Below are 25,127 nucleotides of genomic sequence, written 5' to 3'. Positions count from 1 at the left end.
CCCTGACCCCCCGGCCCTCTGACCCCTCCGGCCGTGACCGCCTGGCTGACGGCCGCCGGGAGCGACCCACCTCGGACGGCGACCACGAGCAGCATGGTGGGGGATGCCGCACGGCTGACGGCGACCGTCGAGATCGACCGCGCCGGGGAGGCCGTGTGGGAGTACCAGGACGGCGGACCCGGACGGCTGCGGCCTCGACGCCGTCCCCGCAACACGCCCTAGGCGCGGACGCCGCCGCGCCGGAGCGGTGCGCCGGCGTCGTGGAGGCTGACGAGCGCCAGCCGGTACGAGGCGGCCAGTCCCGTCTCCGTGTACTCCACGCCCCGCTCCCGGCAGTACTGCCGGACGACGGTGCGGGCCTTGCGCAGGTTGGGGCTGGGCATGCTCGGGAACAGGTGGTGCTCGATCTGGTGGTTGAGGCCGCCGAGCACGAGGTCGGTGAAGCGGCCGCCGTTGACGTTGCGTGAGGTGAGCACCTGGCGGCGGAGGAAGTCGGGGCGGTCGTCGGCCGACAGGATCGGCATGCCCTTGTGGTTGGGCGCGAAGACGGAACCGAGGTAGACGCCGAAGAGGCACTGGTGGACGGCGAGGAAGGCGACCGCCATGCCGGGCGGCAGGACCCAGAACAGGGCGGTCAGGTAGACCGCGCAGTGCGTGAACAGCAGGGCGCCGTCGAGCGTCCGGTGCCTGAGCCGGCGGTTCGCGATCGCCCTGCCGCTCGACACGCGCAGGTTGAAGCCCTCCAGTGTGAGCAGGGGAAAGAACAGGAACGCCTGCCAACGGCCGAGCAGGCGGGGGAGACCGGTGGCGGCGCGGGCCTGGTCCGGGGACCAGACGAGCAGGTCGGGACCGATGTCGGGGTCGAGGTCCGCGGTGTTCGGGTTGGCGTGGTGACGGGTGTGCTTGTCCTGCCACCAGCCGTAGCCCATGCCGATCGAGGCCCCCGCGATGCGCCCGGACAGCTCGCTGGCCCGGCGGCGGCGGAACACCTGCCGGTGGGCCATGTCGTGCGCGAGCAGGGCTGCTTGCCCGTACATGGCGGCCATGAAGGCGGCGATCGCCAGGGTCCACCACGAGGGGCCGAGGAGGACGAACCCGGTCCATCCGGCGGCGTAGAGTCCGGTCACCGCGGTGATCCGTAGCGTGTAGTAGCCGGGACGGCGCCCCAGCAGTCCGGCGTCCGCGATGTTCTTCGACAGCCGGGCGAAGTCGCTGCCGGGGGTGTCGGAACGCGTGGTGGGGGTGGTGACCGTGGTCATGAGGGCGAGACTCTCTGAGAGGCGGGCGGATGGCACGACGTGGCCCCTGGGCGAGACGGACGCGGGGACGGCGCGGACACGGGCGTGCCCAAGGCGGCACCTACCACCGAGGGGCCCGGGTTCGGACTGCTCCGTCGGCACCGGGTACGTGGTCGTCCAGCGCGGCGGCCAGGAGGAGGGCGGCAGCTTTCTCGGTCGCGTCCGGCGGGATCACCGAAAGGTCCCAGCGGCCGAGCCCGGGAGAGAGCAGGACGACGCGGTCCGCGGCGTGCGGCGAGGCGGGGGCTTTGTGCAGGCGTACGACCTGGTTGGCGACGAGCATGCGCCCCGGTGCCGCCGACCAGGCTGCGGCGTCCACGGTGACGGCGGAGATGTCGCCCCACGCGTGCGGCAGCTCGGCGAGCAGCTGCGGGAGCTGCGTCAGCAGGTCGCGGGAGTACGGCCACCACACTCCGTCGAGCCGGCGGGGCGGCACGTCATGCGGCGCGAGACGCAGGCGGAGGAGGGGAAGGGGCAGGGCGGACGGTGGGTCCGGGGCTGTGGTGGTCACGTGAGTTCTCTCTGACGAGGTGGGCTGCCAGTCGGTTCGGCAGGGTGGGGACGTCCGCCCGGTGAGGGTGGTGATCGGCCGGGGTGGTCAGGTCAGGTACGGCGGGCGGTGAGGCGGTCCGGTGCGGAGCGGCAGGTGCGGGGCGGCAGGTGCCGGGCCCGGCTGCGGCGTTGGGGGGTGCGGGGCACGATGGCTGACGGCCGATGGTCCGCCCGCCCCGGCTGAACGCCGGATGTGCGCTGGTGGTGGTCGGCGTACTGGAAGTCGTGTCTGCGCGCATGTGCCGAAGTGCGACGGCGTATGCGGATCGAAGGGGGGACCTCGTCTTGAAAGGGAACCTGGAGGGGAACCCCGTCCCGCGTGATGTACGCCGGTGAACCGAGGGTGGAGCCGGTCCGCCACCGGCGTGCCTGATGCCCTCGCTCCCTCAGCCTACTCCCCGCCGCGTGAACATGGTGTGACGGGTTGTCATCAGGGCCGACGCGCACGCTCCCCCGCTGCGTGGTCGTCCCGCCCCGGGTGCCCCGAGCCGCTGGGCGAGGACCGATTCGCAACCTCTGTGGAGCAGTCGGCATTCGTTGCCCGTGGTGGGCTGGCGCCTGTGCCCGCCCCGTCGTGCTTCCCCTCGTCGCGGGACCGGCGCGGTACTTCCCGCGTGCCGTCGCACGGTCCGATGCGGGGCTCACGGCTCCCGAGCGCGCGCCCGTGGAGGGGGACGGCCGCGCTGGGAGTCTCAGGCGGCCGCCGCACAGGACCGGACGACCGGCGGCGGCCGTCGGAAGCCGTCGGAAGCCGCCTGCGCCGGCGGCCCTGTGGCCACTTGTGCGCCCGGCGGCCGCCGGTTCATGCCCGCAGCAGCCGCCCGGTGATCTCCCGGTACTCCCGCAGTGCGAGCCGGAGTTCGGTGGACTCCGTCTCGGAGTCCTGGTCCTGCCAGCCCTCACGCAGGACGCGTCGCCGCTCCGTGAGGGCCTTGAGCAGTGCGTCGGTGGCTTCGTCGAAGGCGCCCTCGGCCTCCTCCAGAGCCTCGCGCGGTGAGTCCGCGAAGGTGTTCACGGCGTGCCCGAGGCGCCGGACGACCCGGTCCCGTCCATCGGACGGGATCAGAGGCTCGGGGCCCGGAGAGCGGCGCTCGCCCAGGCCGGCGGGCCGGTCGGCGGGCTGCTGGGCGCGTGTCTGGTCGTACATCGTCGTGAACACCGTTCCCGTTGTGATGGGGGTCGCCGCCCGAAGACGCCTCCGGCCCTTTCGGCGTGGCCTGCTTCAGGCTGCCGACCCGACCGGCCCCGCCCTTCACGGCCCTGCGCCGCCGTGCCAGTCAACGTCCGGCGGCGATCGGTGTCAACGCGGCGCCGGCCGAGGACGCTGTGCCGGGGACTCTGATCAGCGGTATCCGGGTCCTGCCCGGCACGACCGGGACCTGCCGACCGTGCCGCGGGGCACGACCGCACGCGGCGGCCCGCTCATGCCGACCGCCGCCTGCGGTCAGGTCCGACCCGGCCCGTCACACGCTGCTGCCCTGAGGCTCACCGGGCCACCGGGGCGCTGACGGCCGGAGCGGGGAGCGCGGCATCACATGCCCGCCACCAGTCGGCCCGCCGCAGCGGCCCCGGCGGCCTCGTACGACGACGGGGTGCCGTCGGGCTGTTCCGCCGCCACGAGGGCGGACGCGGTCGAACGCGGGCCGGTGGCTGCGCTCGCGGCGGCCATCAGCCGGGCGGCCGAGGGACCGGCGGTCTCCGGGGGAATCACCAGGAGGTCCCAGGGCCCCGCTGTTCCGGACAGCAACAGGATCGTGTGCGGGTCCAGCTCGGAGGTGAACCAACCGACCCGTACCACATGGCCGTTGACGAAGACCCGTCGCGGAATGACCGGCCAGTAGCGGGGATTGACGGCGATCCGGGTGATCCGGCCCCACAGGGGGTCCAGTACGTCGGCCAGCGGGGGGAGTTCTCGTGTCAGGTCGCGGCAGCGGGGCCACCAGGCGCCGTCCAGTCCGACGTCTCCCGGGTGAGGACAGCTCACGGACTTGAGGGCGAGTCGTGCGGTCGGGGCCCTGGCGGGCATGGCGCTCGGCGGAGGACGGTCGTTGGTCGCGGACATCATGCGGACCCGTCTCCGGACCTCCTGCGCGCGGGCAGTCGTCCGGTGTCGTTGCTCACCAGGAACGACACCGGTATCGAGGCCGGTGTGCGAAATGCTCCCGATGACCTCACGCTACCCCCCGAACAGGCCGGACGGACCGCCTACGGAGCGGCCGGTACCCGTGCCGGGGAGCCGCCGGTACCCGGCCGGGACCGCGCCGGTTCCGCGAAGCCGCCATGGAGCGACGGCGCCGGTCGTGAAGAACAGCAGGACGGGTCCTGCACGGGTCGGGCTCCGGCCGCGATCCCGGCGGCGGGGAGGCTCCGTACGCTGCCGGGCTTGCTGCACCCGCCCCATCCCTCTGGGCGCCGTCCGGCCCCAGCGTCCACCGCGGGGGCATACACGCACCGGGAGTACGGTGGACATACCGAGAGTTCCTCGCGCACCGGCTCCTACACCCTTGCCGCCCTCGGCGACCGACCACAGCGGGCCCGGTTCGCCCGTGCCCGGGACGGGGCAAGCGCCATGACCGTGAACGTGCCACTTCCGCCGACGACCACCGAGTTCCTCGGGGGGCGCGCCGACCTGGACCGGCGAGGTACCCGCAAGCAGCGTCGGCCGGGGCCGGAGCGAGGGGCGTCGCCACGCGCGGGTGAACGCGTCCGTGCGCTGACGCGAGGTCAGGTCGAGGACCGCATGGCGGAGTTGGGCGATCTGTACGCACAGACCTCGGGCGGTGGCCCCCGGGCATGGAACCAGGCCCGCGGCGCCTTTCTGCGACGGCTGACGGCGGACGTGCACCGACCGGGGTTCGAGTTGGTGATCGCGGAGTCCACCGGGCTGTCCGGATGTGCCTACGGCTTCCCCGTCCGCGGCGACGGGCCCTGGTGGGAGGGCCTCGACTGCCACCTTCCCGTGAGCCTGCTGCGCGCCGCAGCCTCCGGACGGGTCCTCCTGATCTCCGTGATACTCGTCCCGCCTCACGCCCGCAAAGAGAACCAGGACCGGCCCTGGAACCTCGCCCGGCGCCTGCAGCAGCGGCTGCTCACCGACCAAGGCGCCGCGTTCGGCGTCATGCTCGTGAGCCGCTCCGACAGCAGGACCACCGAGGTGCTGCGGTCCTGGGGATGGCGGTACGCCGAAGGCGACGCGCCTCGCACGTCCCCATCCCCATCCCCATCCCCGCCCGGCCCGTTCCGTGTACTGGTCCTCGGAGCCTGATCACCCGCCCCAGCACCCGGACGCAATGGGCGACGACAATTTCACTCCACGGATGACGAGTATCCCGGGGCGATCGCCGGCTTCGCCGCGTACAGCGCGTGCAATTACGCGGCTGACCGCGTCGCGCTATCCGGCGACAACGCGCGCGACACCGTCCTCTGAGCAAGTCGAGCCCAAAACGCAAACCCCAGGTCGCTGACCTGGGGTTCATCATGGAGCGGGTGACCAGACGCCAGCTTGGGAAGCGACGGCGCTTGCGCGAGCGTGTAGCTGCTGGCCTGCGTGGATTCGATGAGCCGAAGGACGAGGCGCCCGCGTGTGTCAGTCTGGTACATGGACTACTCTTGGTACATGTCCATGAAGCGCACGAACGTCTACGCCGACCCCGAAGACCTGGCGATCATCAAAGAGGCCGCGAAGCGCCGGGGGATAAGCGAGGCCGAGATTATCCGCCAGGGCATCCACCTCGCGGCCATGGCCAATAGGGTCTGGGACGAGCCGCTGTTCTCGCGCACCTTCGAGGGGACGGGCCGCGCGCCCTCCAAGTCAGAGGTGCGTGACACGGTCGCCGACGCTGTCCGCCGTGAGACCGACTCGGATTCCGGAACCGCCGCGTGATCATTGTCATCGCCGACACGTCCGGCCTCCTGGCGGCCCTGGACTCGGCTCACCCGGAACACCGGGCGGCGAACGAGGCGATCATGGCGGCCGGCCTCCTCGTCATGTCCCCGCTGCTGCTGGCCGAACTGGATCACGTGGCGACCCGCGAGCTCGGCTGGGAGGCTGCGCTCAGCGCAGTAGACGACCTGCGGCGCTGGATGAGCCGGGGTCGTGTCGTCATGCCGGAGATCACGGAGGACCACCTGGGAGCCGCCCAGTCCGTCCGTGTCCGCTACCGTGCGCTGGACCTCGACCTCACTGACGCGGTCAACGTGGCGCTCGCTGCCGACTACGACACGGACGCGATCCTGACCCTCGACCGACGTGACTTCCGGGCCGTACGCCCCCTGGGCCACCACAAGGCGTTTCGGGTACTCCCCGACGATCTCCCACTCTGACGCGACGAGAGCCGAACTCGCGCTCTTCGCTTGGGGAGCGACGACTCGCGCTCTCAGCTTGGGAGGCGACGGCGCTTGCGTAGCTGCATGGCAGCTGACCTGGGCAGATTCGTAGTGTCGTGGCAGGAGCCTGGATACGGTAGCACCGCTGTTGACCGTAGTTGCCCGCTCCGAAGGGAACGCGTGTGCACGAGATCGGGAGGTGGAGGAGTGTCGTGCCTGCCTCGCCTGCTCTGTGCTCACGGCTCGTCGACACGTAGGCCGGCCGAGGGAAGTCGTCGCGACTGGACATGGATGCCGAGAACCGACAGCTACCCGTCCCTCGACCAGGTCGCCGAGCTGCTCGGCACGACCGTCCACTTCCCCCCAGCGGGCCGCCGCCCGCAGACGGGTGAGCGCCCAGGCGCGACGCCGGGTCTTCAGCATCTCGCGCAGGTTGGGTTCACCGCCTCCTTCTAGGTGCTGGTGCCGAGGGCCCTGGCGTGTCCGTGACCAGCTGGTCACGCCCCTCCCTGCCCTGATGGTCATGGCCCGACACTCCGTGCCGAAGACGTTAAGGCCTTATTCATCGTTGGATCGTGAATCGGAGTCGACGTCGACAGTAGAGAGGGCCAAATATGCACAAGACTGGCGTTCCTCGCTGGGCTTGTGTGCGAGTGCGCCAGGTACAGGCATCTGAGTACTTGAAGTACTCGTGAGACATCGGCGCGGCAACCACCCTAGCCTCATGCCCAACGAACGTCGCTCCAGGGCCACTTCGAAGGGATACGAGGCGTCATGAAGAACAGAACGGGCTTGTCTGACGGTGATCGCCTTCTGACGCGCACGGAGATTGCGATCATGGCAGGCGTGTCACGCGCGGCGGTCACAACATGGGAGCGGCGGGCAGCGGACTTTCCTACCCCCCGACGTACCGCTGGTCAGGACTACTTCAACGCGTCCGAGGTCCTCGACTGGCTCGACGGAAGACGGGTGCCATCGCACCGCCGGGAATCGGGGGAGGGTGAATTCACCACCTACGGAGACCGGGCGCGACGGCACTGGCCTGGCACTTCGGTCGCACATGAGGAGGCAGTGCCAAAGCACACCGGGCTCACACTCGGTCCCGGCGAGAGGCCGGATCCACGGGATTCCGAGATCGTCCGCGAGCTCATGGGGCCCTTGGCCGAGCGGGTGCGAGGCGCGAACCAGACGGTCACTTATCTGAGCCTCCTGGCCGCGTTGCTCTTCCTGCGAGAGACCAGGCCGGGCTGCTGGCAGAAGGTACAGGCGTACGTTATGGCCAGTCCTGAGCCGCAGTCCAGCATCTCCCTGTTGAAGCTTGTGGGTTCGGAAACGGACGCGGCGTTGCGCCGCATGGGGTCGCTGCCCGAGATGCAGGATGTGCTCGCTCGCCTGGAGCCCCGGCGGTTCCAGGATCTCGCGCAGGTCGTCCGACTGGTCGGTGCGCTCGGCCCTCATGCCTTTCAGCTGTTCATCGAGGACTATGAGGAGCGCGCGCAGCTGCGCAGCCGCGAGTTCTTCACACCGCTCCCGGTGGCGCGCCTGATGGCGGCGTTGGGGCGGGCGGCGAGGAAGAGCCCTCCGAGCAGCGTGTACGACCCGTACTGCCGTGGTGGGGAACTCCTTGGCGCTGCAGCTGACACCGCCATGTGGGCGAGAGGCAGGCCCGGCGCCACCGACGCTCCACTGCCCAGGCTGCTGGGGCAGACGCCGAAGCGGGTGACGTTGTCGTTGGCCTGTATGGGCCTGGCACTGCGGAGAGTCCCCTTCGCCGTCCAGTTGAAGCCCAGCGGGCGGCCCTGGGAGGAGAAGTGGCCCCAGGAGTTGGTCGATCTGGTTCTCACCAACCCGCCCTTCAATATGAAGGACACCTCGCAGGAGACCACTCGTACCGGGCACTGGCCCTATGGAGCTCCTCCGGTAGGCAACGACAACCTTGCCTATCCCCAGTACGCGTTGTCCGTCCTGGCCGAGGGCGGGCGCGCGGCGGTGGTCATGCCGAACAAGGCGGGCAACTCCGGGAACGCGGCGGAGCGAGCGATCCGTCAGGCACTTGTGGAGCAGGGTGTCGTGGAGTGCGTTGTCGCGCTGCCCGACAAGCTCTTCTCCGGCACCCCGGTTCCCGTGTGCGTGTGGCTGCTGCGACACCCGGCCGACGCCGACGACCATGTCCTGTTCCTGGATGCGCGTGGCTTGGGCGTCATTCGACGCGGCGGGCGGAGGGTGCTCGCCCACGACGACGTCCAAGCCGTCCTCGACTCGTACTTGGCTCTGAGCCCGGGGGTAGGCCCCGCCCGACCGCATGAGTCTCCGCTGGCGACCGTACCCAGCGCACGCGTCGACAACGAGGAGCTACGCCGCAAGGACTACTCGCTCAATCCGATCGACCACATCGGCCGGTCATCGGCCCTGGACTCGGGAACGGCCGGTATGGCGGAGGTGGAAGTCTGGGACGAGGTCTCGCTACTGAGGGAGAGATGCGCCGACCTGGACGAACGCACCGCCGGCCTGCGCGCCGAGCTGAAGACCGACCGGGTGCGTCAGGCCCCTCGGCGCAGGGCCACGCTCGCGGCGTTGTGTGAGATCCAGACCGGCCCGTCGCACGGGCTGCTAGCGCCGCGGGACCGGACTCCGCATGGTGTGGTGCCGGTCGTCTTCCCCAAGCACCTGCGGGACGGGCGGGTGACCGACAGCGCCGACGAGCGCGTCTCATTGGAACTCGCAGAACGGTTGACGCGCTACCGGCTCGCGGCAGGTGACATCGTCTGCGTTCGCTCGGGCGCCATGGGCCCGCCGGCCATGGTCGGGGCGGACCAAACGGGCTGGCTCATGAGCTCCAACGTGATCAGGCTCCGCTGCCTCCAGGATGCCGAGGTTGTGCCCTACTACCTGCTTGCCGTGCTGAGCCGTCCGGACGCAGTGAACTGGGTCAGGGATCGAGCGGCCGCCACTGCGGCCCCGTTCATCACCAAGAACGCACTGGGACGCCAGGAAGTCCTGCTTCCCCCTCTCGACGTGCAGCAGGAGATCGCCGATCTGCTGATGCTCCTCGGGGCGCGGTCCGATGCCCACAGGGAACTGGCCGCAGCCATCACCCACGCACGAGCACTGCTTCTCGACCAGCTGACGAGTGCCTCGTCCTCGCCCTCCTCGCGAGACAGCGAAAGGAAGCTCCGATCGTGACCGCTCCCCACCCCACGAGCCTCTCCCGGTCTGTCGCCTGGGCACTCTGGCTTCTGGTCATCGTGCTCTTCTCCATGCTGGTCGCCGTGTGTGTTGCCGCTCTGAAGTACACGACCGGCGCGGGTATCGCGGACTTGATCCTTTATGCAGGGGGTGCCTTCGGTACGACGGCAGGGCTGTGCTTCGCCGCGGTGGGAGCAGTGACGGCGCTACGGAACTGGACCACGACGGAAGACCACCGGAACCTGCCGCGCGAACCGGACGACACGAACCGGCCTACTGGCTCCAGCTGATGGCATGACTGAGCCGGTGCCCCAGTCATGGACTCTCAAGAGCGGCACCAACCCGCTCTTGCCAACAAAGAAACCCCAGGCCGCTGGCCTAGGGTTTCATCATGGAGCGGGTGACGAGAATCGAACTCGCGCTCTCAGCTTGGGAAGCGACGGCGCTCGTACAGGCTCCACAGCTCTGACCAGCACGTATACCTGGACCTCGGGGTGGTCCTGTGCGTCGGATCGCACCGCTGTTGACCGTGGGTTTCCGCCCTTACGGGCACGCGGAGGGCACGTACTTCCGGAAAGGGTCGAAGCCGGCTTCATCGGGGGGCAACTCCGCACGGTCCGCACCATGCGCAGATCAGCCGTAGAGGCAGCGTTGCTGCTGCACAGCCCACCGCCCTCCGCGCCCTCGTTATCAGACCACAGGCCCGGCCCGTACACGCACTGTGCGCTATGCCATATTGAATGGCATACTTGACCTGTGACTGATGACGTGGACTTCCCACCCGGCGACGGCCCCACCAGCGGTATCTCCGTCACGCTGACCGCCGGAACCCTTCAGGCGATCCGTGAGCGGGTCGGCAAGCGAGGCGTCTCGGCGTACCTGGAGAAGGCGGCCCAGCGCCAGATCGAGCGCGACAACCTGGACGAGTTGATCGCGGACTTCGACAAGATGCACGGCCCGGCCGACCCCGCGGCCGTGGCGGCCAAGCGCGCCCGACTGACCGGAGGCGACTCGAACGCCGGGGTAGCCGCGTGAGTGGTGCCCTGGTCCTGGACAGCGAGGGCCTGGCGAAGGCCGTGCAGCGGGATCGGGAGATGCATGAGTGGCTGACGGCGGCGCGCGACGCGGACCTGCCAGTGATCACCTCAGCCGCCGTGCTGGTCGAGGTAATCCACCCGAAGATCAATGACGCCGCCCTGAAGTGGACCCTGTCCCGCCTGAGTGTCGAGCCGGTGACCCAAACCCTCGCGCAGTCCGCTGCCGCCTTGCTGCGTGCGGCGGGGCTGCACGGCCACAAGTACGCGATCGACGCCATGCTGTGCGCGACCGCCCTGCACCATCCCGGCCGGGTGACGATCCTGACCTCGGACGTGGAAGACATCGGGTTGCTCACTGCCGAACGTCCGCGCGTGAGCGCGGAGAAGGTCTGAGACGAGGCACCTTGTAGAACGGCGCTCGCTGCGCACGAGGTTGCCCGGAGGTTGACCGTGCTGGTTGTTTCCGCCTCCTCACACCCCGCTGCTCAGCGTTCTGCCGCGAATCTGGAACGTGACCACTGATCAAGCGGACAGCAAAAAGGCCCGGGTCTCTGACCTGGGCCTCAGCCATGGAGCGGGTGACGTGCCGCAGCCGTTCGGCTTGCCCTGATCAGGCGCGCGTATGCCTCGCCGCACCTCCACCGGCCTCCGCCACGCTTCCGTTGGCGGTTGATTACTGACCTTCAAAGCGTGGTGTCGTAGGGGGCTGACGTCTCATGATCCCTGCGGTATGCCGACTGCATGAGGTATGCGCAAGGGGGCGGGCTGACCGACGAACGGCGGTCCTTCCGCGAGAAGTTGCGGATGGAAGCAGCCGAGCGATTCAGACTTGGTGACGAGAACACGGTCATCGCTCACGACCTGCGGGTGAGCGTCCGGTCGGTTCAGCGTTGGCGCAGAGCCTGGTCGCAGGCCGGATCGAGAGCCCTGGCCTCGAAAGGCCCGGCATCGCTGCCACTGCTCAGCGACGAACTGTTCGCCGTGCTGGAGCGGGAGCTGGCCAAGGGGCCGGTGGCACATGGATGGCCGGACCAGACCTGGACCCTGTCACGGATCAAGACGCTGATCGGGCGCCGCTTCCACAAGAGTTACACCGTGCAAGGGGTGGCCGTCCTGCTCAAGCGGCACGGCTGGAGCTCCCAGGTCCCCGCCCGGCGGGCGATCGAGCGGGACGAGAACCAGGTGGACGGCTGGGTGAAGGAGACCTGGCCGAGCGTGGAAGGACCGTGGCGGCGCTCGACGCCTGGCTCGTCTTCGAGGACGAGGCCGGATTCTCGATGACGCCGCCGACCACCCGCACCTGGTCCCGCCGCGGCCACACCCCGGTGATCCGCCTCCGGGGTCGCTCCCGCCGCCGCTTATCGGTGGCCGCCCTGGCCTGCTACAAACCCGGCGAACCCTCGCGGCTGATCTACCGGCCCTGCCCCGACGCCCGGCCCGACGGGCGCAAGAGCTTCTCCTGGAAGGACTACCGCGACCTGATCCAGACCGCCCACCAGCAGCTCGGCGGCCCCATCGTGCTGGTCTGGGACAACCTGAACACCCACCTCACCGCCGGAATGCGCCGCTACATCGCCGACCGTGACTGGCTCATCGTCTTCCAACTGCCGCCCTACGCACCCGACCTCAACCCGGTCGAGGGCATCTGGTCGGTCCTGCGACGTACCACCACAGCCAACCGCGCCTTCGCCAACCCCGCCGACCTGATCACCGCCGTCCGACGGGGCCTACGCCAGCTCCAGTACCGCCCCGACGTCCTCGACGGCTGCCTCACCGGCACCGGCCTCCGGCGCCAGCCACCATGACGACATCACGCATTCAAGGTCAGTAACCACCGTAGCGGCTCTGCAAATCCTCGGTGATCCTCGGCATCAGCCCTATCGCGCCTTGCGGTTGTATTTCCGCCAGTGGACGTTCCGTCTGAGGGTCGTAGGCAGTCAGCCCCGTTTCCTTCTCGACGATGGCTGAAAGGGCGAAGACCTTGCCGAGCACGACCGCAGCTTGGTCCCCTGCATGCCAGTAGGGCACGGTGATGCTCACCTCGTCACCGAAGACGGACAGGTCGATGCCGGTGCCCGAGTGGCTGAGGTCTCGCGACTCCTGCTCGTACTCCGTGATGTCCACTTCACCCAGCAGCATCCGGGCCTGCGGCACTATTCGGCCCCACGCTTCAAGAAGGCGGGCAGGGATCGGCTCGCTGTTCTCGGCCGCGTCTTCCATTGCCTCCAGGACCTCATTCCAGGACTGCCCCTCGCGTCGGCTCAAGAAGTAGATGTCGTAGCTCATCGCGCGATCGTAGACACTCCTCTCGCTGATCGCAGTCGACCTGATCTCTCACGATGAGGGGTTGCTCACCAGTCCCGCCACCGGTCTGTGAGCTCGTGCCGGCCGAGCCCGTGCCTGGCGGTCAGGGCCACGACGTCGACTCCCTGCTCGGTGAGCGCCTCATCGATGTAGGCGCACAACTGCTCGCGCTCATCGGTTTCGAAGGCAGACTCGTCGTGAGCCTCGTTCACGGCGTTCAGAGCCAGGACGACGCGCTCCACTGCGGCGAAGATCCGTGCGTCGTCTCCTTCGGCGAGCGTGGGCAACTCGGCCTCAAACACGTCGAGGACGGCATCGGTCTCCAGCAAGAGCGCTTCGGGGAACAACTCGACCATGCACGCGCAGTCGGGATCCAGGGTGCCGGCGGCAAGCTCCGCGGCCTCCCTGGCTATGCCTCTGCGCCAGTTCGTCGTCGGTCTCTCAGCCATGGAGCGGACCGTACAGCGCAGGTCTGACAGCAAGGCCCGCCTTCACGAGGGACACCAGCTTGGGAAGCTGCGATCATTTGCGGTCTGTGCGGGTACTGAACTGGGCGAATGCCCGGCTCGCGACCTCTTCGGGCTGGGCCGCATTCACCGTGATTCCCCGCTGTTCCCCGTTCGATCTGGTGCGCTTGTGGTGCGGCGGCGGGCGGAGGGCTTGATGTCCTTACTCAACCACTCTCGCTCGGTTTCGTCGGCTCGTCGGCCCCGTCATGGACGTTGCCGACGGTTGGCTGGCCGGTGCTCCACATGCAACGTGCTGAACCGCGGTGCTACCTGGGGCGCTTCTTGGTGCGGGCCTTGGCCCATGCCCCTTTTGGGGTCTATGTTGCCTCCCTGGAGGGGACATCTATGACCATCGTGCTCACCAAGGGCGGCAATGCGCTTCTGCCTACGGACCTCTGCCGAGTCACACTCGCGTCGGCAAGTACTCACCTCGATGTCTGCGCCGTGCTGCTGACACAGGAGGGCAAGGTGCGCGGTGATGAGGACTTGGTCTTCTACAACCATCCGTCACAGGACGGAGTCAGCCTGTCCGGGCAAGAGGTACACGCCGATCTGGCCAGCGTGCCAGCGGCAGTTGACCGCATCGCGATCGTCGCTAGCTTGGACCCCCGCCTGGCGTCTGCACAGTTCGATGCGGGTAGCACTCCGAAAGTGCTCGTCCAATGCGGAGGCTCACAAGTCAGCTTCGTTCCACCGCCATTCGCGCACGGAGAATCGGCCGCAATCTTGGTCGAGATCTATCGGCGTGCTGGCGCATGGAAGGTCCGTGCAGTTGGACAAGGATGGGACACCGGCCTGGCCGGCCTTGCCACTGACTTCGGTGTCGTGGTGGACGATGACGGGACGGACCCCCAGAGTTCTGTCGCGACATCACCACAGTGTGGTGTGGCTCCAGGACCCGCCATCAGTCTCGACAAGGTTCAGAGGGCCGCACCCGGGCTCGTGAACCTCTACAAGGCAGCTCATGTGTCCCTCGTGAAGCACGACGTCTTGGGCCAGCGAGCAGCGGTCTACCTCGTTCTCGACCATTCCGGCAGCATGGGGTGGTTCTACGACAACGGAACGATGCAGCAACTGGCGGAGCAAGCTCTAGGACTTTCCGCCAACCTCGATGATGACGGCGTTGTACCGCTCGTTTTCTTCTCCCACGATGTTGATTTGGTGACCGACATCAGCTTGGACAACTATCAGGGGCGTATTGACACTCTCCACCAATCACTGGACTGGGGTGGCACGAGCTATGCGCCAGCGATGCAAGCGGTCATCGATCACTACCAGGCCAGTCGGTCCACCGATCCGGCATTTGTGATCTTCCAAACTGACGGGGAGCCGTTCGACCGTAAGGAGACTAGAGAGCTTTTGCGACGGTCCAGCTCGATGCCGATCTTCTGGCAGTTCGTCGGGTTTGGGTCGAGTCGGGATCTCCGCTTTCTTCGAAGCCTCGACACTCTCACCGGAAGAACTGTTGATAATGCAGGCTACTTCGGTGCTGGGCAGAATCCCGACAAGCGTTCAGAGGCCGATCTTTACGATCTTCTCATGAAGGAATTCCCTGCCTGGCTGACGGCCGCTCGGACGGCTGGTCTGCTTCGGTAGATGTCATCGGTCCTGCCGCAGTCTGCGCGCATTCGAACCTACGACACCCGCTTTAGGAGTTCGATCGAAGAGCCCCATCGGTCGGCTGTTGCGACGCCCGCGTCTCTGCTCCTGACCACCCGACGTTGCTGGCGTCCGGGGCCGTTGATGTCAGCCGTAGATGTCAGACTTTCAGCGCAGCAAGAGTTACGCCACCCTGTACTTGACTGGTATCACCTGGCCGTGCCAATCACCCAAGCTCGTCGATCATCCGCCCCCACTCTTCAATCATGGTCTGTCCGTCGATCACCTGCTGCACGGCTGTCTGGACTGAGTTCATCAGAGGACGCAGGGCTCGACTGCCAGAGGCCATAACCTTCGCACCCTCATTGAGGCCCTCCAAATTTGAGACGGCCTCCCGGGATGCTGTAATCATTCCCTTCAATTGGCCGAACAGCTCGCGAGCAGATGCCTCCTCTTCTTGCGTGGCCTCACCTTCGCCGATCATGCGGATCATTGTGATGATCCCTGGGTCGATTCTGGAGAGATCTGTTGCGTACCGCCTCCCAAGTTCGGCGATCTTATTGACTGGTTCGTTCAAATCTGCTGCTAGCTCGTTGGTTACGCGCAATCGACCTGCGAAGCCACCGCCGCGAGCATCGGATTCTTTCAGTAGAGTCGCGGAGGCTAGGGTCTTCTCGTTCAGGGAATCAAGGACCTTCCCGAACTCTTCTACCGTCTTTGCCCACTCAGGGAGCGCGACTTCCATTTCGGCGAGCGAGTCGAGGAAGCCGGGTTGATCAGTCTCAGCTTCGCCTGACGGGATTGTGATGGGGCCGCTGATAGGTGGAGTCTCTAGAATTCCCTTCAAGCGAAGAGCGAGCTGGTTCACTGCCTGTCGGTACTCTGGAGAGTTCTCGTCTTCAAGGCGGAGTTGACGCCAGTCCACCCATTGGCGGCGGGAGATCAATTGAATTACCTCGTCGCTGGGTTCATCTTCGGCTAGCTGAGGGACATTCACGTAATGAATCGGGAGGATCAGGTCGTCAAGTCCTAGGCTTGCCGCGTGGCTGCTGAAGGTGATGATTTCGCGGCGACATTCCTGGCTCTTCAGGAACTTCGGAGTGATGATTGGAATTAGGAACGTGGTGCTAGTAAGGGCGGAATCGAGGCGTGCCCGCCATTGCTCCCCTCAGGCGATCGATGTGTTGTCCACGAATACGTGAAGTTCGTCACCCGTTGTAATTTCGAAGGCGTGTGCGATGGCGTCGGCGAGGCGTCGAATGCGACCCCCGTCAAGCTGATCGTCGCGGTGGGTGTAGCTCCAGAATCCGGCAGGCTCAATGGCGTTCAGAGCGTTCAGGGCGTTCATGGCGTTAGATCTTATTGGGCTAGGTGTGATCGCATGGCCCTTTTCGTCAAGGTCGGCGGAGCGGCTTTGGGGTGGCGCTGCTTTGGCGCGAGTGATCATGGCCCCGTAAGCTTTCGGCGCGTCGGGCAGTTTGTGGACCTGCCCGGTAAAGCACGACGTTGGGGCCATGATCTTCGAGGCTCGCGCCAAAGTGGCTCCGTAAAGCCGCGGAGCCGACCGCCCCAGCCACGACGTACCCCTTCTCCGGCATCAGGCGGCTGCATGCTTTGAGCGCGGTACGGGCGCCGGCCGGGCTGGAGCGGGGCGGAGACAGACATCCGATGCGGTTGATCAGTCAAGCGGTATCGGGGAAGGCGGTCTGTTCGTCGTAGGGGATGTGGTGGGTGAGGCAGTGGTGGAGGCAGCCGAGTAGGCGGTTGAAGAGGTTGCGTTGTGCTGCGACGTGTCGTTCTTCGGCCGCTCGGCGGCGGTCGTAGTGGGCTCGGGCGCCTGGGGATGCGGTGAGGGCTGCGAAGGCCCAGATGTAGCCGGCGCAGGCGAGGCGCTGGTTCTTGATGTGCCTGGCCAGGACGGTGGTTTTCCGTCCGGAGGATCTGGTGATGGGGGCGGATCCGGCGTAGGCCTTGAGGGTACGGGCGGTGATGAAGCGGGTGTGGTCGTCGCCGAGTTCGGCCAGGACGCGGGCGCCGGTGAGGTGACCCAGTCCGGGGAAGCTGGTGATGATCTCGGCGTCCTCGTGGGCGGTGAAGGCGTCGACGACTGCGGCTTCCAGCTCGTCGGCGCTGGCGCAGGCGGCGTTGAACTGCCGGAGCAGGGCGAGGGTCTTGGTCCCCATCGCCTGCTCGACCAGGGGCGGTTGGTGCATCTGGGGCTCGCGCAGTAATGCGTGGAGGCGTTCGACTTCGCCGGTGATCTCGCGTTGGCGGCCGGCTTTTTTGAGGATGGCCCGCAGTTGCGGGCGGGTGAGCTGGGCGGCCTGCGTGGGTGTGGGGGCTGCGGCCAGCAGGGCGCGGCAGACAGGCGAGGCGAGGCCTTCGCGGAAGTTCCTGAAGACGGTGAGGAAGGCGGGGAAGTATTCGCGCAGGTGGGAGCGCAGCCGGTTGCTGTTCTGGACGCGGTCCCAGACGGCGTCCTGTTGGGCTCGGGCCAGGACGGTGACGGCCTGGGCGAGGTGGCTGTCGGCTGGCAGGGGGCGGTGTTCGGCGGGGTCGGTGCGCAGGATGTGGGCCAGGACTTTGGCGTCGAGGTGGTCGGACTTTTTGCGGCTGAGTGCGTAGCGGTCGCGGTAGCGGGCGGCGGTGAGCGGGTTGATGACGTAGATCGGCCGGCCGGTGGCGCGCAGGCAGGCGACCAGGAGTCCGTGGGAGGTCTCGATGGAGACGGGGATCGGGTCGTTGGGGTTGTCGCCGTGGCGGGCCAGGAGGTCGAGGAGCTGGGTCAGGCCCGCGGGGTTGTCGTCGATGCGGAGCTTGGCGAGGAGGGTGCCGGTTTCGTCGAGCAGGGCGATGTCGTGGTGGTCGGTGGCCCAGTCGATGCCGCAGAACACGCTGGTCATAGGGGGTGTCCTCTGGTTGGCGGTGGTGTGCTGGTCCTCGCCGGGCAGGGGTTGCGCGTCTTCCTAATGGCAGGGCTCAAGGGCCCGTCATCCGATCGGTCGTTCGCAATCCCAGCGGTCGTCAGGGGTCTCGGTCAGCTGCGGAACTGGCGTGTTCGCCGAGCGGTGAGAGGTGTTCCCTGGCGGCGGCTTGGGCCACGAGCCAACGATGCCGCTGTTGTGTCCTTCGGCGGGGGTGACGGGGGCGGTCCGCGCGGGACGAAGGCCAGAGCGCGGGCCGTCCCCGTCACCCCCGCCCGATGAGGAACGAACGAATGAGCCGGCACGCGGGGCCGACTCTGTCTCGGGAGGTCGGGCCTCAGGAGCGGCTACGGATCACCGCATGCCGTCTCACTCAAGACGTTCGGCCAGCAGGATCAGCACCAACGTCTTACGACGCCATTAGGAGCGCAGGCCCGGCCGGGGGCCGGGCCGCGCGCGGGGAGCGGAGCGAGCCGCCTTGAACCCGTGAAGAAGGTTGTTACTCAGGCGTGGGTTGTGATACGCCACAAGGGTGCGTCGTACTGCTCTGGGCGGCTGTTGATCAGTAGCTCGCGTAGGTCTTGGCGCTGGGTGCCGTTGAGGTTCAGGGCTTCGGTGAGGTGGCGGAACGTCGTGTGGGTGACTCCGCGGCTGTGGGCCTCGGCCTCGAAACCGTCCAGCCTGACCAAGACCGTCTCCGGGTTCAGGTCCAATGGTGGCTGCTCCGTTAGCCATGCCGCCTTGTTGCGTTCGTAGTCGATCTCGGAGTAGCCGCAGATCTCGCGGCTATGTGCTTCCGCCTCGGAGAGACTGGCGGTGTGCAGGATCGCGCGGGCCAGCTCGTTGCGGCTCAGGGCCTCGTCCATGTCGGCCTCATGGACCGCCGGTCCCTCGTCTGTCAGCGGTACGGGTAGTCCTGCGTCACGTACCTCGCAGGTGCCTCGTACTCCTCGTGCCGTCGCTGCGAGCATCGCGGTGGCCTCGGACGGGTGCCACTCCAGGACTGAGCTGATGGGGCCCACGTCTTTCGCCGTGAAAGTGTGGGTCACCGGGCCGACCGCGCCGAGTACGTCTTCGGGCGGCAACTCGCCGTCCAGGCCGGGGCCTGCCACCAGGAGGCGGACCGGGGTGTTCACCTGGCAGCACGCGGCCAGTGTCAGGGCGTCGGCGAGTGGGCTCTTGAGGGTTGGTTCGTCGCCTCGGGCCAGGATGTCGCCGCCTACGTCCAGGAGGTCGATAGACGTTGGTGCCAAGTGTTCCACCAGCTGCTCCAGTTGACGTGTGATGCCCTGGGTGCCGTGGTGTGGGTCGATCAGTGCGAAGGTGTGCGGGAGTTCTGCGGCCAGCCGGGGGAGCGTGGAGCCTGCTGGTGCGATTGGGCGGGCCTCGGCTGGGACTGTCCATACCGCTGGGGTGAGCTGTTCGAGGCCGGTGAAGTCCTGTGGGCCTCGTGGGCCCGGGATCGGGTCGATTAGGAGGCGGTCCCATGCGTACGTGAGGATCACCGCCTGGTCCTCGTCGCCGTAGAGGGCGGCGTGAAGCATTGCGGCGGCGACCGCGTCGCCCCCTCCTCCTGCTGCGACGATCAACCGCGTCATGCGGTCAGCCTACGGGGTCGGGCATTGGCCATTCACCCTATAGTGGCTAGAGGCCATAGCCACTTGGACAAGGAGGGCGGATGCCCCAGATTGAGGAGGCTCAGCCGAAGTATCTCCAGATCGCGCACTACATCCGCGATCAGATCCTTCGGGGCGACCTGCGGCCGGGCGACGAGGTGCCGTCGGAACGGCAGCTCGCCGCGACCTGGAAGGTATCCCGGCCCACGGCGGCACGGTCGCTTGAGGCGCTGAGTCACCAGGGCCTGGTCGAGAAGCGTCAGGGGTCGGGCACGTATGTGCGGAGCCTAGAAGTCAACAGGCGGGCACGCGAGTTGTACGGCCGCGCTCGGCAGACGGGGAAGATCTACACGCCCGGTGAGTACGCGGTCATCACCTCGGCTGGGTGGCTGGAGGCTCCGGACTATGTCGCTGAGGCGTTGGGGCTGGCCAAGGACCGGCAAGCGGTGCATCGGCGACGGGTGACCAACAACCAGGACGGGCCCATCACTCTCTCCACCTCTTGGTTCGCCCCGGACGTCGGGCAGCGGGCGCCGAAGCTCACCGACCCTGAGCGCATCCAAGAGGGCACGCTGATGTACGTGGAGAAGATGACCGGGCGGCAGGGCAGTTACGCCGAGGATCGGATGTGCGCCCGGCAGGCCACCGAGGAGGAGGCAGCCGACCTTCGGCTTGAACCCGGCTCGGCGGTCCTGGTCGTCCACCACGTCGTCTACGACCTTCAGGACCGGCCTTTGGAGTTCGCTGAGGCGACTTACCCGCCCCATCGGTGGGCCTTCGAGCAGGGTTACCCGCTGACCTGATGGCTCGTCATTTCTGGCGTACGGCTTGCGTCGTGCAAGTGGCCAATGCCACTATCCAGTAAGTGGCTAAGGCCACTTACTGGAAGGGGGCACGGCGTGATGAGTCAGCGGCCGGATGCGGGCGCGCAGTTCACTTGCCGGGGATGCCGGGGACGCGGTTGGAAGCGCGTCGGCTCCCGTACGGCTCTGGCGCTGTCCACGGCCAACGATCGTGCCCGTGCCACATCGAAGCGGCGCTGCCTGGACTGTGACGGCAGCGGCAAGGAGTGAGCACGGATGGGCAACATCCCCGCGGCCCGCAACGGGCCCAGTGACTCGGCACCCCTCGGAGCGATGACCTTGCACCCTCTGCCGGAATCGGTGCCGCTGGCTCGGCGGTGGTTTCGGAAGTTCATCGCGCCGTACGACCCGGCCTGCTCGGTCGATGACTGTGTCTTGATGATCTCGGAGTTGGTCACCAATGCCATCGTCTATGGGCGGGCCGACGAGACGTGGGTTGTACGTGTGGAGTGGTTCCGTAGGGGGGCTTCACTGCGGGTAGACGTGCACAATCCCGGCTTCCCGGCGAGCGTGCGGATGCGACGCCCGGATGCCAATGACGCCCACGGGCGCGGGCTGCTCCTGGTGGACGCCCTCGCCGAGTCCTGGTACGCGGGCCCCAGTCGCTTCGGCGGCACCTTGGTCTCCTTCGAGATGGCCGATGCCTGGCCGTCTTGAGGGCAATACGCTCCGCTTCTACAGCGGCGGGGGAGTGGCCGCTACTCTGGTTGACCAGTTGACTTGGCCAATCTCGACGGGCGGCGTTCATGGCGTATGAAGTGGAGGCACCGAAGTACGTGCGCCTCGCGCAGACGATCCAGCGTCGCATCGAGGACGGTACGTACCCGCCGGGCACCCGGGTCCCCAGTGAGAACCAACTGGTGCAAGCCTTCGGCATGTCCCGCCCAACTGTCGTGCGGGCGCTCGATCTGCTGAAGCGGGATGGGTGGCTGGAGTCGAGGCAGGGCTACGGGACCATCGTCCGGGGTCGTCCTGAAGTCGTCGAGCAGAAGGATCGTCGGGGTCGTGAGGCGCTGGAGCGCGACGAGTCGCAGGCTTCCGGGCGTCTGGTCGAGGTCGGCCGTGTGCTGGTTCCGGCTCGCGTAGCTTCGATGCTGGGGTTGCCTAAAAAGGCTCATGTCCTCATGCGGCGTTTTCTCGTCGAGGCCGACGGCGAACCTGCTGAGCTGGTCTCGTCGTACTTCCCCGCCGATCTGGCTGAGGGCACCGACCTTGGCGCCTCTGAAGTCCTGAGCGGCAGTGCGCGTGAGCATCTGGAGGCGCGCAGGAAGGTGCGCTTCGATCACGTGACGGAACGGGTCTCCGCTCGTCTGCCCAGTAGCGATGAAGCCGTTCTCCTGGAGCTGCCGGACGCCGTGCCGGTGCTGAGTGTGCTGGTCGTCGCGCTCGACGCGTCCGGGCAGGCACTGCAAGTCGCTGACGTGGTCCTTCCAGGGGACCGGCAGGAACTTGAAGACACCTATCGCTTGAACTGACCTGCGGTCGGGACCAGTTCGCCGACAGCTCACTTGACAAGTCAACCTGGCATCTCTAGCTTCGAACTTGCTAAGTCAACCTGTCAGATGGCGAGTTGATCACCTGTCCAAGAAGGAGAGTTACCTGTGCGTGTGATCCGCATCGACGCCTCGGCCGCGACGATCCTGCTCACCGAGGCCCCGGCGCCCAAGGTGCGCGACCGGCAGACCGGTGAGATCGCCAAGGACGCCGTGAGCGGTGAGGCCCTGATGACGGTCGGCGTCGTCTACATCGACGAGGGTGAGTCGTCGCTGATCCAGGTCACCATCCCCGAGAGCGGTGTCACGGACGGGCTGACCGTCGGTGCTCCCGTCTCGCTGCCGGGCCTTGTGGCTCGGCCGTGGGAGAGCGTGTTCAACGGCCAGCAGCGGCACGGCATCGCCTACCGCGCTACGGCCGTGATGCCTGGCGCCTTCCCGATGGCTCAGGCGGGCTGACTGTCATGACCGACCTGGTGATATGGGCCGAGGTGGGTGGGTCGCTCGCTGCGATAAGCGGTGCGGCCTACGCCCGGCACGCCCACCCAGCGGCGTACTGGTCGACAGTCGGACTGCCCGTGTCCGTGGTCCGGCTGCTGGCCTCGTACTCCTCGACCATGGAAGCGTGTGGCCTCACGGTCGAGCCGTCGCGCTGGCGGGCGCTGGCAGTCAAGGCGGCCACACGGCGAGAGGTTCGGTCCGTACCCCCTCGCCGGGGCCTGATTCGGCCCACCACCACCGGACTGCGGTTACGGCTGCGGCTCGCCCCCGGCCAGGAACCTGCGGACGTCGCGGCCGCAACCGAACGGCTGCGGCACGCCTGGGGCGTCCACGCCGTGTACGTGCGGGACGTCAAGCCCGGAGTCGTGGAACTGCGGCTCGTCGGCTTCGACGTGTTGCGCAAGGTGCGGATGCCTCGCCGGGCTGCAGGTGGGCCGCTTCGGGTGCCGGTGGCGCTACGGGAGGACGCGACCGCGTTCGTCCGCGACTACCAGGCCGTACCCCACGAACTCGTCCTCGGCGCCACGCTGTCCGGCAAGTCCATGTACCTGCGCAATCTGCTCACCGGGCTCGCCGCCCAACCGGTGGTCCTGGTCGGCATCGACTGCAAGCGCGGTGTCGAGCTGGCACCGTTCGCCCCTCGGCTGTCGGCGCTGGCGACCGATGCCGATCAGGCGGCCGAGCTGCTGCCCGTGCTCGTGAAGGAAATGGAGGACCGGTACGACCTGATCAAGGCTCGGCAGGGCCTCGCCCCCGGCACCCCGGACGAGCAGATCACCTCCGATATCTGGGGGCTGCCGGAGTCCGAACGCCCTTATCCCATCGTGCTGTTCATCGACGAGGTGGCGGAACTGTTCCTCGTCGCCACACGGAAGGAGGAGGAACGGCGGGACGAGATGGTGACCCAGCTCATCCGTCTCGCTCAGCTCGGCCGGGCCGCCGGGATCTACCTGGAGGTCTGCGGCCAGCGGTTCGGCGCCGAGCTGGGCAAGGGCGCGACCATGCTCCGCGCTCAGCTCACGGGCCGGGTGTGCCACCGCGTCAACGACGAAGCCTCCGCGAAGATGGCGCTCGGCGACATCGCACCCGAGGCGGTCACCGCCGCCTGTGCCATCGCCGCCGAGCTGCCCGGTCTTGCCGTCGTCGGGGACACCTCCGGCGGCTGGTCCCGCATCCGTACCCCGCATCTCTCCCTCGCCGACGCTGCGGCCACCTGCCGTGAGACGGCCCACCTCGCGCCCGACGTACCGGCGCTAACGCCCTTCCGGCCGTACGTCCCGCCAGTGCCCGTGAAGGGCTCCGCAACGGTAGCCACTCCGCGCCCGGTCACTGAGTAGCCGTACCCGCTCCCGCTCCCACGGTCGGCGCGGCCGTCCCGCGCCAAGTCCTTACCCCCTCCATGCCCGAATCCGGAAGGAGTGGCGCCGTGCGTGCCCTGCCCGTCCGCGTTGACGCCGTGCTCGTCCAAGCGCTGATCGCCGCCGCGCTGTCCTTCGCTCACCTGCATGACCTGGCTTCCGCTGCCGGACAGCACGGATGGAAGGCGTGGGCCTATCCGGTCTCCGTCGACCTGCTGATGGTGGCTGCGTGGCGACGACTCCGCTCCGGCGGGGCGAAAGCGGCCGGGTGGTGCTGGTTCATCGTCGCCCTGACCGCCTCGCTCGGCGCCAACATCGCCACCGCTGGGCTGCTCGACCTGAACGACGTACCGGCCTGGCTGCGGATCGTCGTCGCCGGGTGGCCCGCCATCGCCTTCCTCGGCGGGACTCTCCTCGCTCATGGCGGGGTTCGGGAGCAACCGGCCGTGCCTGCGTCATTGACCGCAACTGAAGAACCGTCGCCCCCCTCGGCTCCGCCCGCGGCGGCTCCCGTTCCGCCCGCCCTCGTCGCCCTCGCGCGCAAGGTCGCGGACGACCACCGCTCCCGGACCGGCACCCCGATCGACACCGCGACCCTTCGCAACCGCCTCGGCGTCCCGCTGCCGCTCGCCGAAGCCATCGCAGCTCAACTCACCTGACCCGGAGGACTCTCCACCGTGCGACCGTCCACGCTCCGCGCGCTGAAGCGCGCAGCCGAGCTGACCCGACAGAACCGCCTCACCGAAGCCGTGCTCATCGCCGAACCGGTGATCCTCGCCGCCGACAGCTACGAGGGTGACGAGATCTTGCGCTGGCTGGCCGAGCACGTCACCGACTTCACCGGCGAAACCGATAAGGAGATGCACTGATGCCCGCCAACCGTCGCTTCCGGCGCGTCGTCCGGATCGGCCCCGTGCAGGTCGCCACCTACTACGACGGCCGTGGCCGCGAGAAGCACGCCGCTGCCTGCACGGCCCCGCGCTGCGGCTTCTCGACCGACTACGACAGCCGTGCCGCCGCCGAACTGGCCGCCCGTACCCACCGCTGCGCCGTCCGCTGAGGAGATCCCATGACCGTCTCTCTGCCGCTGGTCTTCGTCCTGGGCGTCATCGCCTGGGCTGCGATCAAGTTCCTCGGCGTCCGTCTCTGGGTCGCCGTCGTCATCGCCCTGTTCGGCTTCTGGCTCTCCCACACCTTCCTGGCCCCGGCTGTCGAGTCCGGCACCCGGTCCGGGGTCGACGTCATCAACGGCACGAACGAGTGAGGAGTCCCGTCATGTTCCGTCCCAAGCTGCCCGACGCACCCCAGGTGCCGATGGCCCCGACCACACAGCGGGTCCACGCCCCCGCCGCGTCCGCCGACCGTTCGGCTGCCCCGTACGTGGGGGCCGGGATCGGTGCGGTCGCCGCCCTGGTCGTCGTCGGCGTCGTCCTGACCGCCCTCCTGGCGGCGGTCGCCGTCTCGGCCGTGTCCGTGGCCATCGCCGCCGTGGTCCTGCGGTCCCTCGTCAACAGCGCGCACAAGCGCTGACCGGCCGCCGGGGCGGCAACAACGCCGCCAA

Annotated in this window: 32 protein-coding genes and 1 pseudogene; 22 read left to right on the top strand and 11 right to left on the bottom strand. The window is 67.8% G+C overall.

The window, feature by feature from the left end:
- Positions 1-33 precede the first annotated feature (33 nt).
- Complete coding sequence (locus KBY47_RS24375) at positions 34-222, top strand: hypothetical protein (RefSeq protein ID WP_210924186.1); 189 nt, start codon at positions 34-36, stop codon at positions 220-222.
- Here the strand turns inward: KBY47_RS24375 and KBY47_RS24370 are convergent.
- The 4 genes from KBY47_RS24370 to KBY47_RS24355 form a co-directional block, all read right to left on the bottom strand.
- Positions 219-1,259, bottom strand: coding sequence for an acyl-CoA desaturase (locus KBY47_RS24370; RefSeq protein ID WP_210924184.1), 1,041 nt, complete (start codon positions 1,257-1,259; stop codon positions 219-221). The genes KBY47_RS24375 and KBY47_RS24370 overlap by 4 nt on opposite strands.
- 100 nt (positions 1,260-1,359) lie before the next feature.
- Positions 1,360-1,809: a DUF5994 family protein gene (locus KBY47_RS24365; RefSeq protein WP_210924182.1), complete on the bottom strand. Its 450-nt coding sequence runs from the start codon at positions 1,807-1,809 to the stop codon at positions 1,360-1,362.
- 843 nt (positions 1,810-2,652) lie between these two features.
- Positions 2,653-2,997, bottom strand: a complete 345-nt coding sequence (locus KBY47_RS24360) for a hypothetical protein (RefSeq protein ID WP_210924198.1) — start codon at positions 2,995-2,997, stop codon at positions 2,653-2,655.
- Positions 2,998-3,381: 384 nt separating this feature from the next.
- Complete coding sequence (locus KBY47_RS24355; RefSeq protein ID WP_247695161.1) at positions 3,382-3,912, bottom strand: DUF5994 family protein; 531 nt, start codon at positions 3,910-3,912, stop codon at positions 3,382-3,384.
- A gap of 507 nt (positions 3,913-4,419) precedes the next feature.
- Here KBY47_RS24355 and KBY47_RS24350 point away from each other — a divergent pair.
- The 10 genes from KBY47_RS24350 to KBY47_RS24305 all read left to right on the top strand — a co-directional run bounded on the left by KBY47_RS24350 (position 4,420) and on the right by KBY47_RS24305 (position 12,204).
- Positions 4,420-5,115 carry a hypothetical protein gene (locus KBY47_RS24350; protein ID WP_210924178.1) on the top strand — a complete coding sequence of 232 codons (696 nt, stop codon included), beginning with the start codon at positions 4,420-4,422 and terminating at the stop codon, positions 5,113-5,115.
- Between the two features lie 351 nt (positions 5,116-5,466).
- A complete protein-coding gene (locus tag KBY47_RS24345) occupies positions 5,467-5,733 on the top strand; it encodes a CopG family transcriptional regulator (protein WP_210924177.1) in 267 nt (88 codons plus the stop codon).
- Positions 5,730-6,173 carry a PIN domain-containing protein gene (locus KBY47_RS24340; protein ID WP_210924175.1) on the top strand — a complete coding sequence of 148 codons (444 nt, stop codon included), beginning with the start codon at positions 5,730-5,732 and terminating at the stop codon, positions 6,171-6,173. The genes KBY47_RS24345 and KBY47_RS24340 overlap by 4 nt, the downstream gene beginning before the upstream one ends.
- 294 nt (positions 6,174-6,467) lie before the next feature.
- Positions 6,468-6,632, top strand: a complete 165-nt coding sequence (locus tag KBY47_RS24335; RefSeq protein ID WP_210924173.1) for a hypothetical protein — start codon at positions 6,468-6,470, stop codon at positions 6,630-6,632.
- Between the two features lie 702 nt (positions 6,633-7,334).
- Positions 7,335-9,359, top strand: coding sequence for an N-6 DNA methylase (locus KBY47_RS24330; RefSeq protein ID WP_210924171.1), 2,025 nt, complete (start codon positions 7,335-7,337; stop codon positions 9,357-9,359).
- Complete coding sequence (locus KBY47_RS24325) at positions 9,356-9,652, top strand: hypothetical protein (RefSeq protein WP_210924168.1); 297 nt, start codon at positions 9,356-9,358, stop codon at positions 9,650-9,652. Before KBY47_RS24330 ends, KBY47_RS24325 begins: the two co-directional genes overlap by 4 nt.
- Before the next feature lie 466 nt (positions 9,653-10,118).
- Complete coding sequence (locus KBY47_RS24320; RefSeq protein WP_210924166.1) at positions 10,119-10,397, top strand: hypothetical protein; 279 nt, start codon at positions 10,119-10,121, stop codon at positions 10,395-10,397.
- Positions 10,394-10,792 (top strand): PIN domain-containing protein, encoded by a 399-nt coding sequence (locus KBY47_RS24315; RefSeq protein ID WP_210924164.1) that lies wholly within the window; start codon positions 10,394-10,396, stop codon positions 10,790-10,792. Before KBY47_RS24320 ends, KBY47_RS24315 begins: the two co-directional genes overlap by 4 nt.
- A gap of 348 nt (positions 10,793-11,140) precedes the next feature.
- Entirely contained in the window at positions 11,141-11,680 is a 540-nt protein-coding gene (locus KBY47_RS24310) for a winged helix-turn-helix domain-containing protein (RefSeq protein ID WP_210924162.1), read from the top strand.
- On the top strand, positions 11,677-12,204 hold the full coding sequence (locus tag KBY47_RS24305) for a transposase (RefSeq protein ID WP_247695157.1): 528 nt from the start codon (positions 11,677-11,679) through the stop codon (positions 12,202-12,204). Before KBY47_RS24310 ends, KBY47_RS24305 begins: the two co-directional genes overlap by 4 nt.
- Before the next feature lie 19 nt (positions 12,205-12,223).
- Here the strand turns inward: KBY47_RS24305 and KBY47_RS24300 are convergent, their stop codons facing one another.
- Together KBY47_RS24300 and KBY47_RS24295 are read right to left on the bottom strand one after the other, a co-directional pair.
- The gene (locus KBY47_RS24300; RefSeq protein ID WP_210924158.1) at positions 12,224-12,685 is read right to left on the bottom strand and encodes a hypothetical protein; all 462 of its coding nucleotides are present in this window, start codon (positions 12,683-12,685) and stop codon (positions 12,224-12,226) included.
- 65 nt (positions 12,686-12,750) lie between these two features.
- Positions 12,751-13,152, bottom strand: coding sequence for a hypothetical protein (locus tag KBY47_RS24295; protein ID WP_210924155.1), 402 nt, complete (start codon positions 13,150-13,152; stop codon positions 12,751-12,753).
- Between the two features lie 405 nt (positions 13,153-13,557).
- On the opposite strand from KBY47_RS24295, the gene KBY47_RS24290 reads away from it, so the two are divergent.
- Complete coding sequence (locus KBY47_RS24290) at positions 13,558-14,808, top strand: VWA domain-containing protein (protein WP_210924153.1); 1,251 nt, start codon at positions 13,558-13,560, stop codon at positions 14,806-14,808.
- A 229-nt stretch (positions 14,809-15,037) separates the two neighbouring features.
- On the opposite strand, the gene KBY47_RS36700 is transcribed toward KBY47_RS24290, so the two are convergent.
- The 5 genes and pseudogenes from KBY47_RS36700 to KBY47_RS24275 form a co-directional block, all read right to left on the bottom strand.
- On the bottom strand, positions 15,038-15,679 hold the full coding sequence (locus tag KBY47_RS36700; RefSeq protein ID WP_247695143.1) for a hypothetical protein: 642 nt from the start codon (positions 15,677-15,679) through the stop codon (positions 15,038-15,040).
- 42 nt (positions 15,680-15,721) lie between these two features.
- Positions 15,722-15,967: pseudogene (locus tag KBY47_RS37260) on the bottom strand (molecular chaperone Tir); the annotation flags it as partial.
- A 12-nt stretch (positions 15,968-15,979) separates the two neighbouring features.
- Positions 15,980-16,159 carry a hypothetical protein gene (locus KBY47_RS36695; RefSeq protein ID WP_247695142.1) on the bottom strand — a complete coding sequence of 60 codons (180 nt, stop codon included), beginning with the start codon at positions 16,157-16,159 and terminating at the stop codon, positions 15,980-15,982.
- Between the two features lie 334 nt (positions 16,160-16,493).
- Positions 16,494-17,714 carry an IS110 family transposase gene (locus KBY47_RS24280; RefSeq protein WP_210924150.1) on the bottom strand — a complete coding sequence of 407 codons (1,221 nt, stop codon included), beginning with the start codon at positions 17,712-17,714 and terminating at the stop codon, positions 16,494-16,496.
- 524 nt (positions 17,715-18,238) lie between these two features.
- Positions 18,239-19,333 carry a DUF1152 domain-containing protein gene (locus KBY47_RS24275; RefSeq protein ID WP_210924148.1) on the bottom strand — a complete coding sequence of 365 codons (1,095 nt, stop codon included), beginning with the start codon at positions 19,331-19,333 and terminating at the stop codon, positions 18,239-18,241.
- Between the two features lie 80 nt (positions 19,334-19,413).
- On the opposite strand from KBY47_RS24275, the gene KBY47_RS24270 reads away from it, so the two are divergent.
- The 10 genes from KBY47_RS24270 (at position 19,414) to KBY47_RS24225 (ending at position 25,096) form a co-directional block, all read left to right on the top strand.
- Complete coding sequence (locus KBY47_RS24270; protein ID WP_210924146.1) at positions 19,414-20,154, top strand: GntR family transcriptional regulator; 741 nt, start codon at positions 19,414-19,416, stop codon at positions 20,152-20,154.
- Between the two features lie 276 nt (positions 20,155-20,430).
- Positions 20,431-20,871, top strand: coding sequence for an ATP-binding protein (locus KBY47_RS24265; protein WP_247695141.1), 441 nt, complete (start codon positions 20,431-20,433; stop codon positions 20,869-20,871).
- An 89-nt stretch (positions 20,872-20,960) separates the two neighbouring features.
- Positions 20,961-21,689 carry a GntR family transcriptional regulator gene (locus tag KBY47_RS24260; protein WP_210924145.1) on the top strand — a complete coding sequence of 243 codons (729 nt, stop codon included), beginning with the start codon at positions 20,961-20,963 and terminating at the stop codon, positions 21,687-21,689.
- A 126-nt stretch (positions 21,690-21,815) separates the two neighbouring features.
- Entirely contained in the window at positions 21,816-22,166 is a 351-nt protein-coding gene (locus tag KBY47_RS24255) for a hypothetical protein (RefSeq protein ID WP_210924143.1), read from the top strand.
- A 5-nt stretch (positions 22,167-22,171) separates the two neighbouring features.
- Positions 22,172-23,545, top strand: a complete 1,374-nt coding sequence (locus tag KBY47_RS24250; RefSeq protein WP_210924141.1) for an FtsK/SpoIIIE domain-containing protein — start codon at positions 22,172-22,174, stop codon at positions 23,543-23,545.
- A gap of 89 nt (positions 23,546-23,634) precedes the next feature.
- On the top strand, positions 23,635-24,225 hold the full coding sequence (locus tag KBY47_RS24245; protein ID WP_210924139.1) for a DUF2637 domain-containing protein: 591 nt from the start codon (positions 23,635-23,637) through the stop codon (positions 24,223-24,225).
- 18 nt (positions 24,226-24,243) lie between these two features.
- Positions 24,244-24,435 (top strand): hypothetical protein, encoded by a 192-nt coding sequence (locus KBY47_RS24240; protein WP_210924137.1) that lies wholly within the window; start codon positions 24,244-24,246, stop codon positions 24,433-24,435.
- Positions 24,435-24,626 carry a mobile element transfer protein gene (locus KBY47_RS24235; RefSeq protein WP_210924135.1) on the top strand — a complete coding sequence of 64 codons (192 nt, stop codon included), beginning with the start codon at positions 24,435-24,437 and terminating at the stop codon, positions 24,624-24,626. Before KBY47_RS24240 ends, KBY47_RS24235 begins: the two co-directional genes overlap by 1 nt.
- A gap of 9 nt (positions 24,627-24,635) precedes the next feature.
- Positions 24,636-24,830: a hypothetical protein gene (locus KBY47_RS24230; protein WP_210924133.1), complete on the top strand. Its 195-nt coding sequence runs from the start codon at positions 24,636-24,638 to the stop codon at positions 24,828-24,830.
- A gap of 11 nt (positions 24,831-24,841) precedes the next feature.
- Positions 24,842-25,096, top strand: coding sequence for a SpdD protein (locus KBY47_RS24225; protein WP_210924131.1), 255 nt, complete (start codon positions 24,842-24,844; stop codon positions 25,094-25,096).
- Positions 25,097-25,127: the final 31 nt, after the last annotated feature.

Origin of the sequence: Streptomyces sp. B93, assembly GCF_018070565.1 — a bacterium.
GTDB lineage: Bacteria > Actinomycetota > Actinomycetes > Streptomycetales > Streptomycetaceae > Streptomyces.
This window is presented reverse-complemented; position numbering and strand designations above follow the sequence as displayed.

Coding starts and splice junctions, on each gene's coding strand:
- KBY47_RS36695 (WP_247695142.1), bottom strand. CDS start 16,159: ATGAACGCCCTGAACGCTCTGAACGCCATTGAGCCTGCCGGATTCTGG.
- KBY47_RS24280 (WP_210924150.1), bottom strand. CDS start 17,714: ATGACCAGCGTGTTCTGCGGCATCGACTGGGCCACCGACCACCACGAC.
- KBY47_RS24250 (WP_210924141.1), top strand. CDS start 22,172: ATGACCGACCTGGTGATATGGGCCGAGGTGGGTGGGTCGCTCGCTGCG.
- KBY47_RS24350 (WP_210924178.1), top strand. CDS start 4,420: ATGACCGTGAACGTGCCACTTCCGCCGACGACCACCGAGTTCCTCGGG.
- KBY47_RS24260 (WP_210924145.1), top strand. CDS start 20,961: ATGGCGTATGAAGTGGAGGCACCGAAGTACGTGCGCCTCGCGCAGACG.
- KBY47_RS24335 (WP_210924173.1), top strand. CDS start 6,468: ATGCCGAGAACCGACAGCTACCCGTCCCTCGACCAGGTCGCCGAGCTG.
- KBY47_RS24355 (WP_247695161.1), bottom strand. CDS start 3,912: ATGTCCGCGACCAACGACCGTCCTCCGCCGAGCGCCATGCCCGCCAGG.
- KBY47_RS24345 (WP_210924177.1), top strand. CDS start 5,467: ATGTCCATGAAGCGCACGAACGTCTACGCCGACCCCGAAGACCTGGCG.
- KBY47_RS24290 (WP_210924153.1), top strand. CDS start 13,558: ATGACCATCGTGCTCACCAAGGGCGGCAATGCGCTTCTGCCTACGGAC.
- KBY47_RS24295 (WP_210924155.1), bottom strand. CDS start 13,152: ATGGCTGAGAGACCGACGACGAACTGGCGCAGAGGCATAGCCAGGGAG.
- KBY47_RS24270 (WP_210924146.1), top strand. CDS start 19,414: ATGCCCCAGATTGAGGAGGCTCAGCCGAAGTATCTCCAGATCGCGCAC.
- KBY47_RS24225 (WP_210924131.1), top strand. CDS start 24,842: ATGTTCCGTCCCAAGCTGCCCGACGCACCCCAGGTGCCGATGGCCCCG.
- KBY47_RS24310 (WP_210924162.1), top strand. CDS start 11,141: ATGAGGTATGCGCAAGGGGGCGGGCTGACCGACGAACGGCGGTCCTTC.
- KBY47_RS24235 (WP_210924135.1), top strand. CDS start 24,435: ATGCCCGCCAACCGTCGCTTCCGGCGCGTCGTCCGGATCGGCCCCGTG.
- KBY47_RS24230 (WP_210924133.1), top strand. CDS start 24,636: ATGACCGTCTCTCTGCCGCTGGTCTTCGTCCTGGGCGTCATCGCCTGG.
- KBY47_RS24305 (WP_247695157.1), top strand. CDS start 11,677: ATGACGCCGCCGACCACCCGCACCTGGTCCCGCCGCGGCCACACCCCG.
- KBY47_RS24265 (WP_247695141.1), top strand. CDS start 20,431: ATGGGCAACATCCCCGCGGCCCGCAACGGGCCCAGTGACTCGGCACCC.
- KBY47_RS24300 (WP_210924158.1), bottom strand. CDS start 12,685: ATGAGCTACGACATCTACTTCTTGAGCCGACGCGAGGGGCAGTCCTGG.
- KBY47_RS24275 (WP_210924148.1), bottom strand. CDS start 19,333: ATGACGCGGTTGATCGTCGCAGCAGGAGGAGGGGGCGACGCGGTCGCC.
- KBY47_RS24360 (WP_210924198.1), bottom strand. CDS start 2,997: ATGTACGACCAGACACGCGCCCAGCAGCCCGCCGACCGGCCCGCCGGC.
- KBY47_RS24370 (WP_210924184.1), bottom strand. CDS start 1,259: ATGACCACGGTCACCACCCCCACCACGCGTTCCGACACCCCCGGCAGC.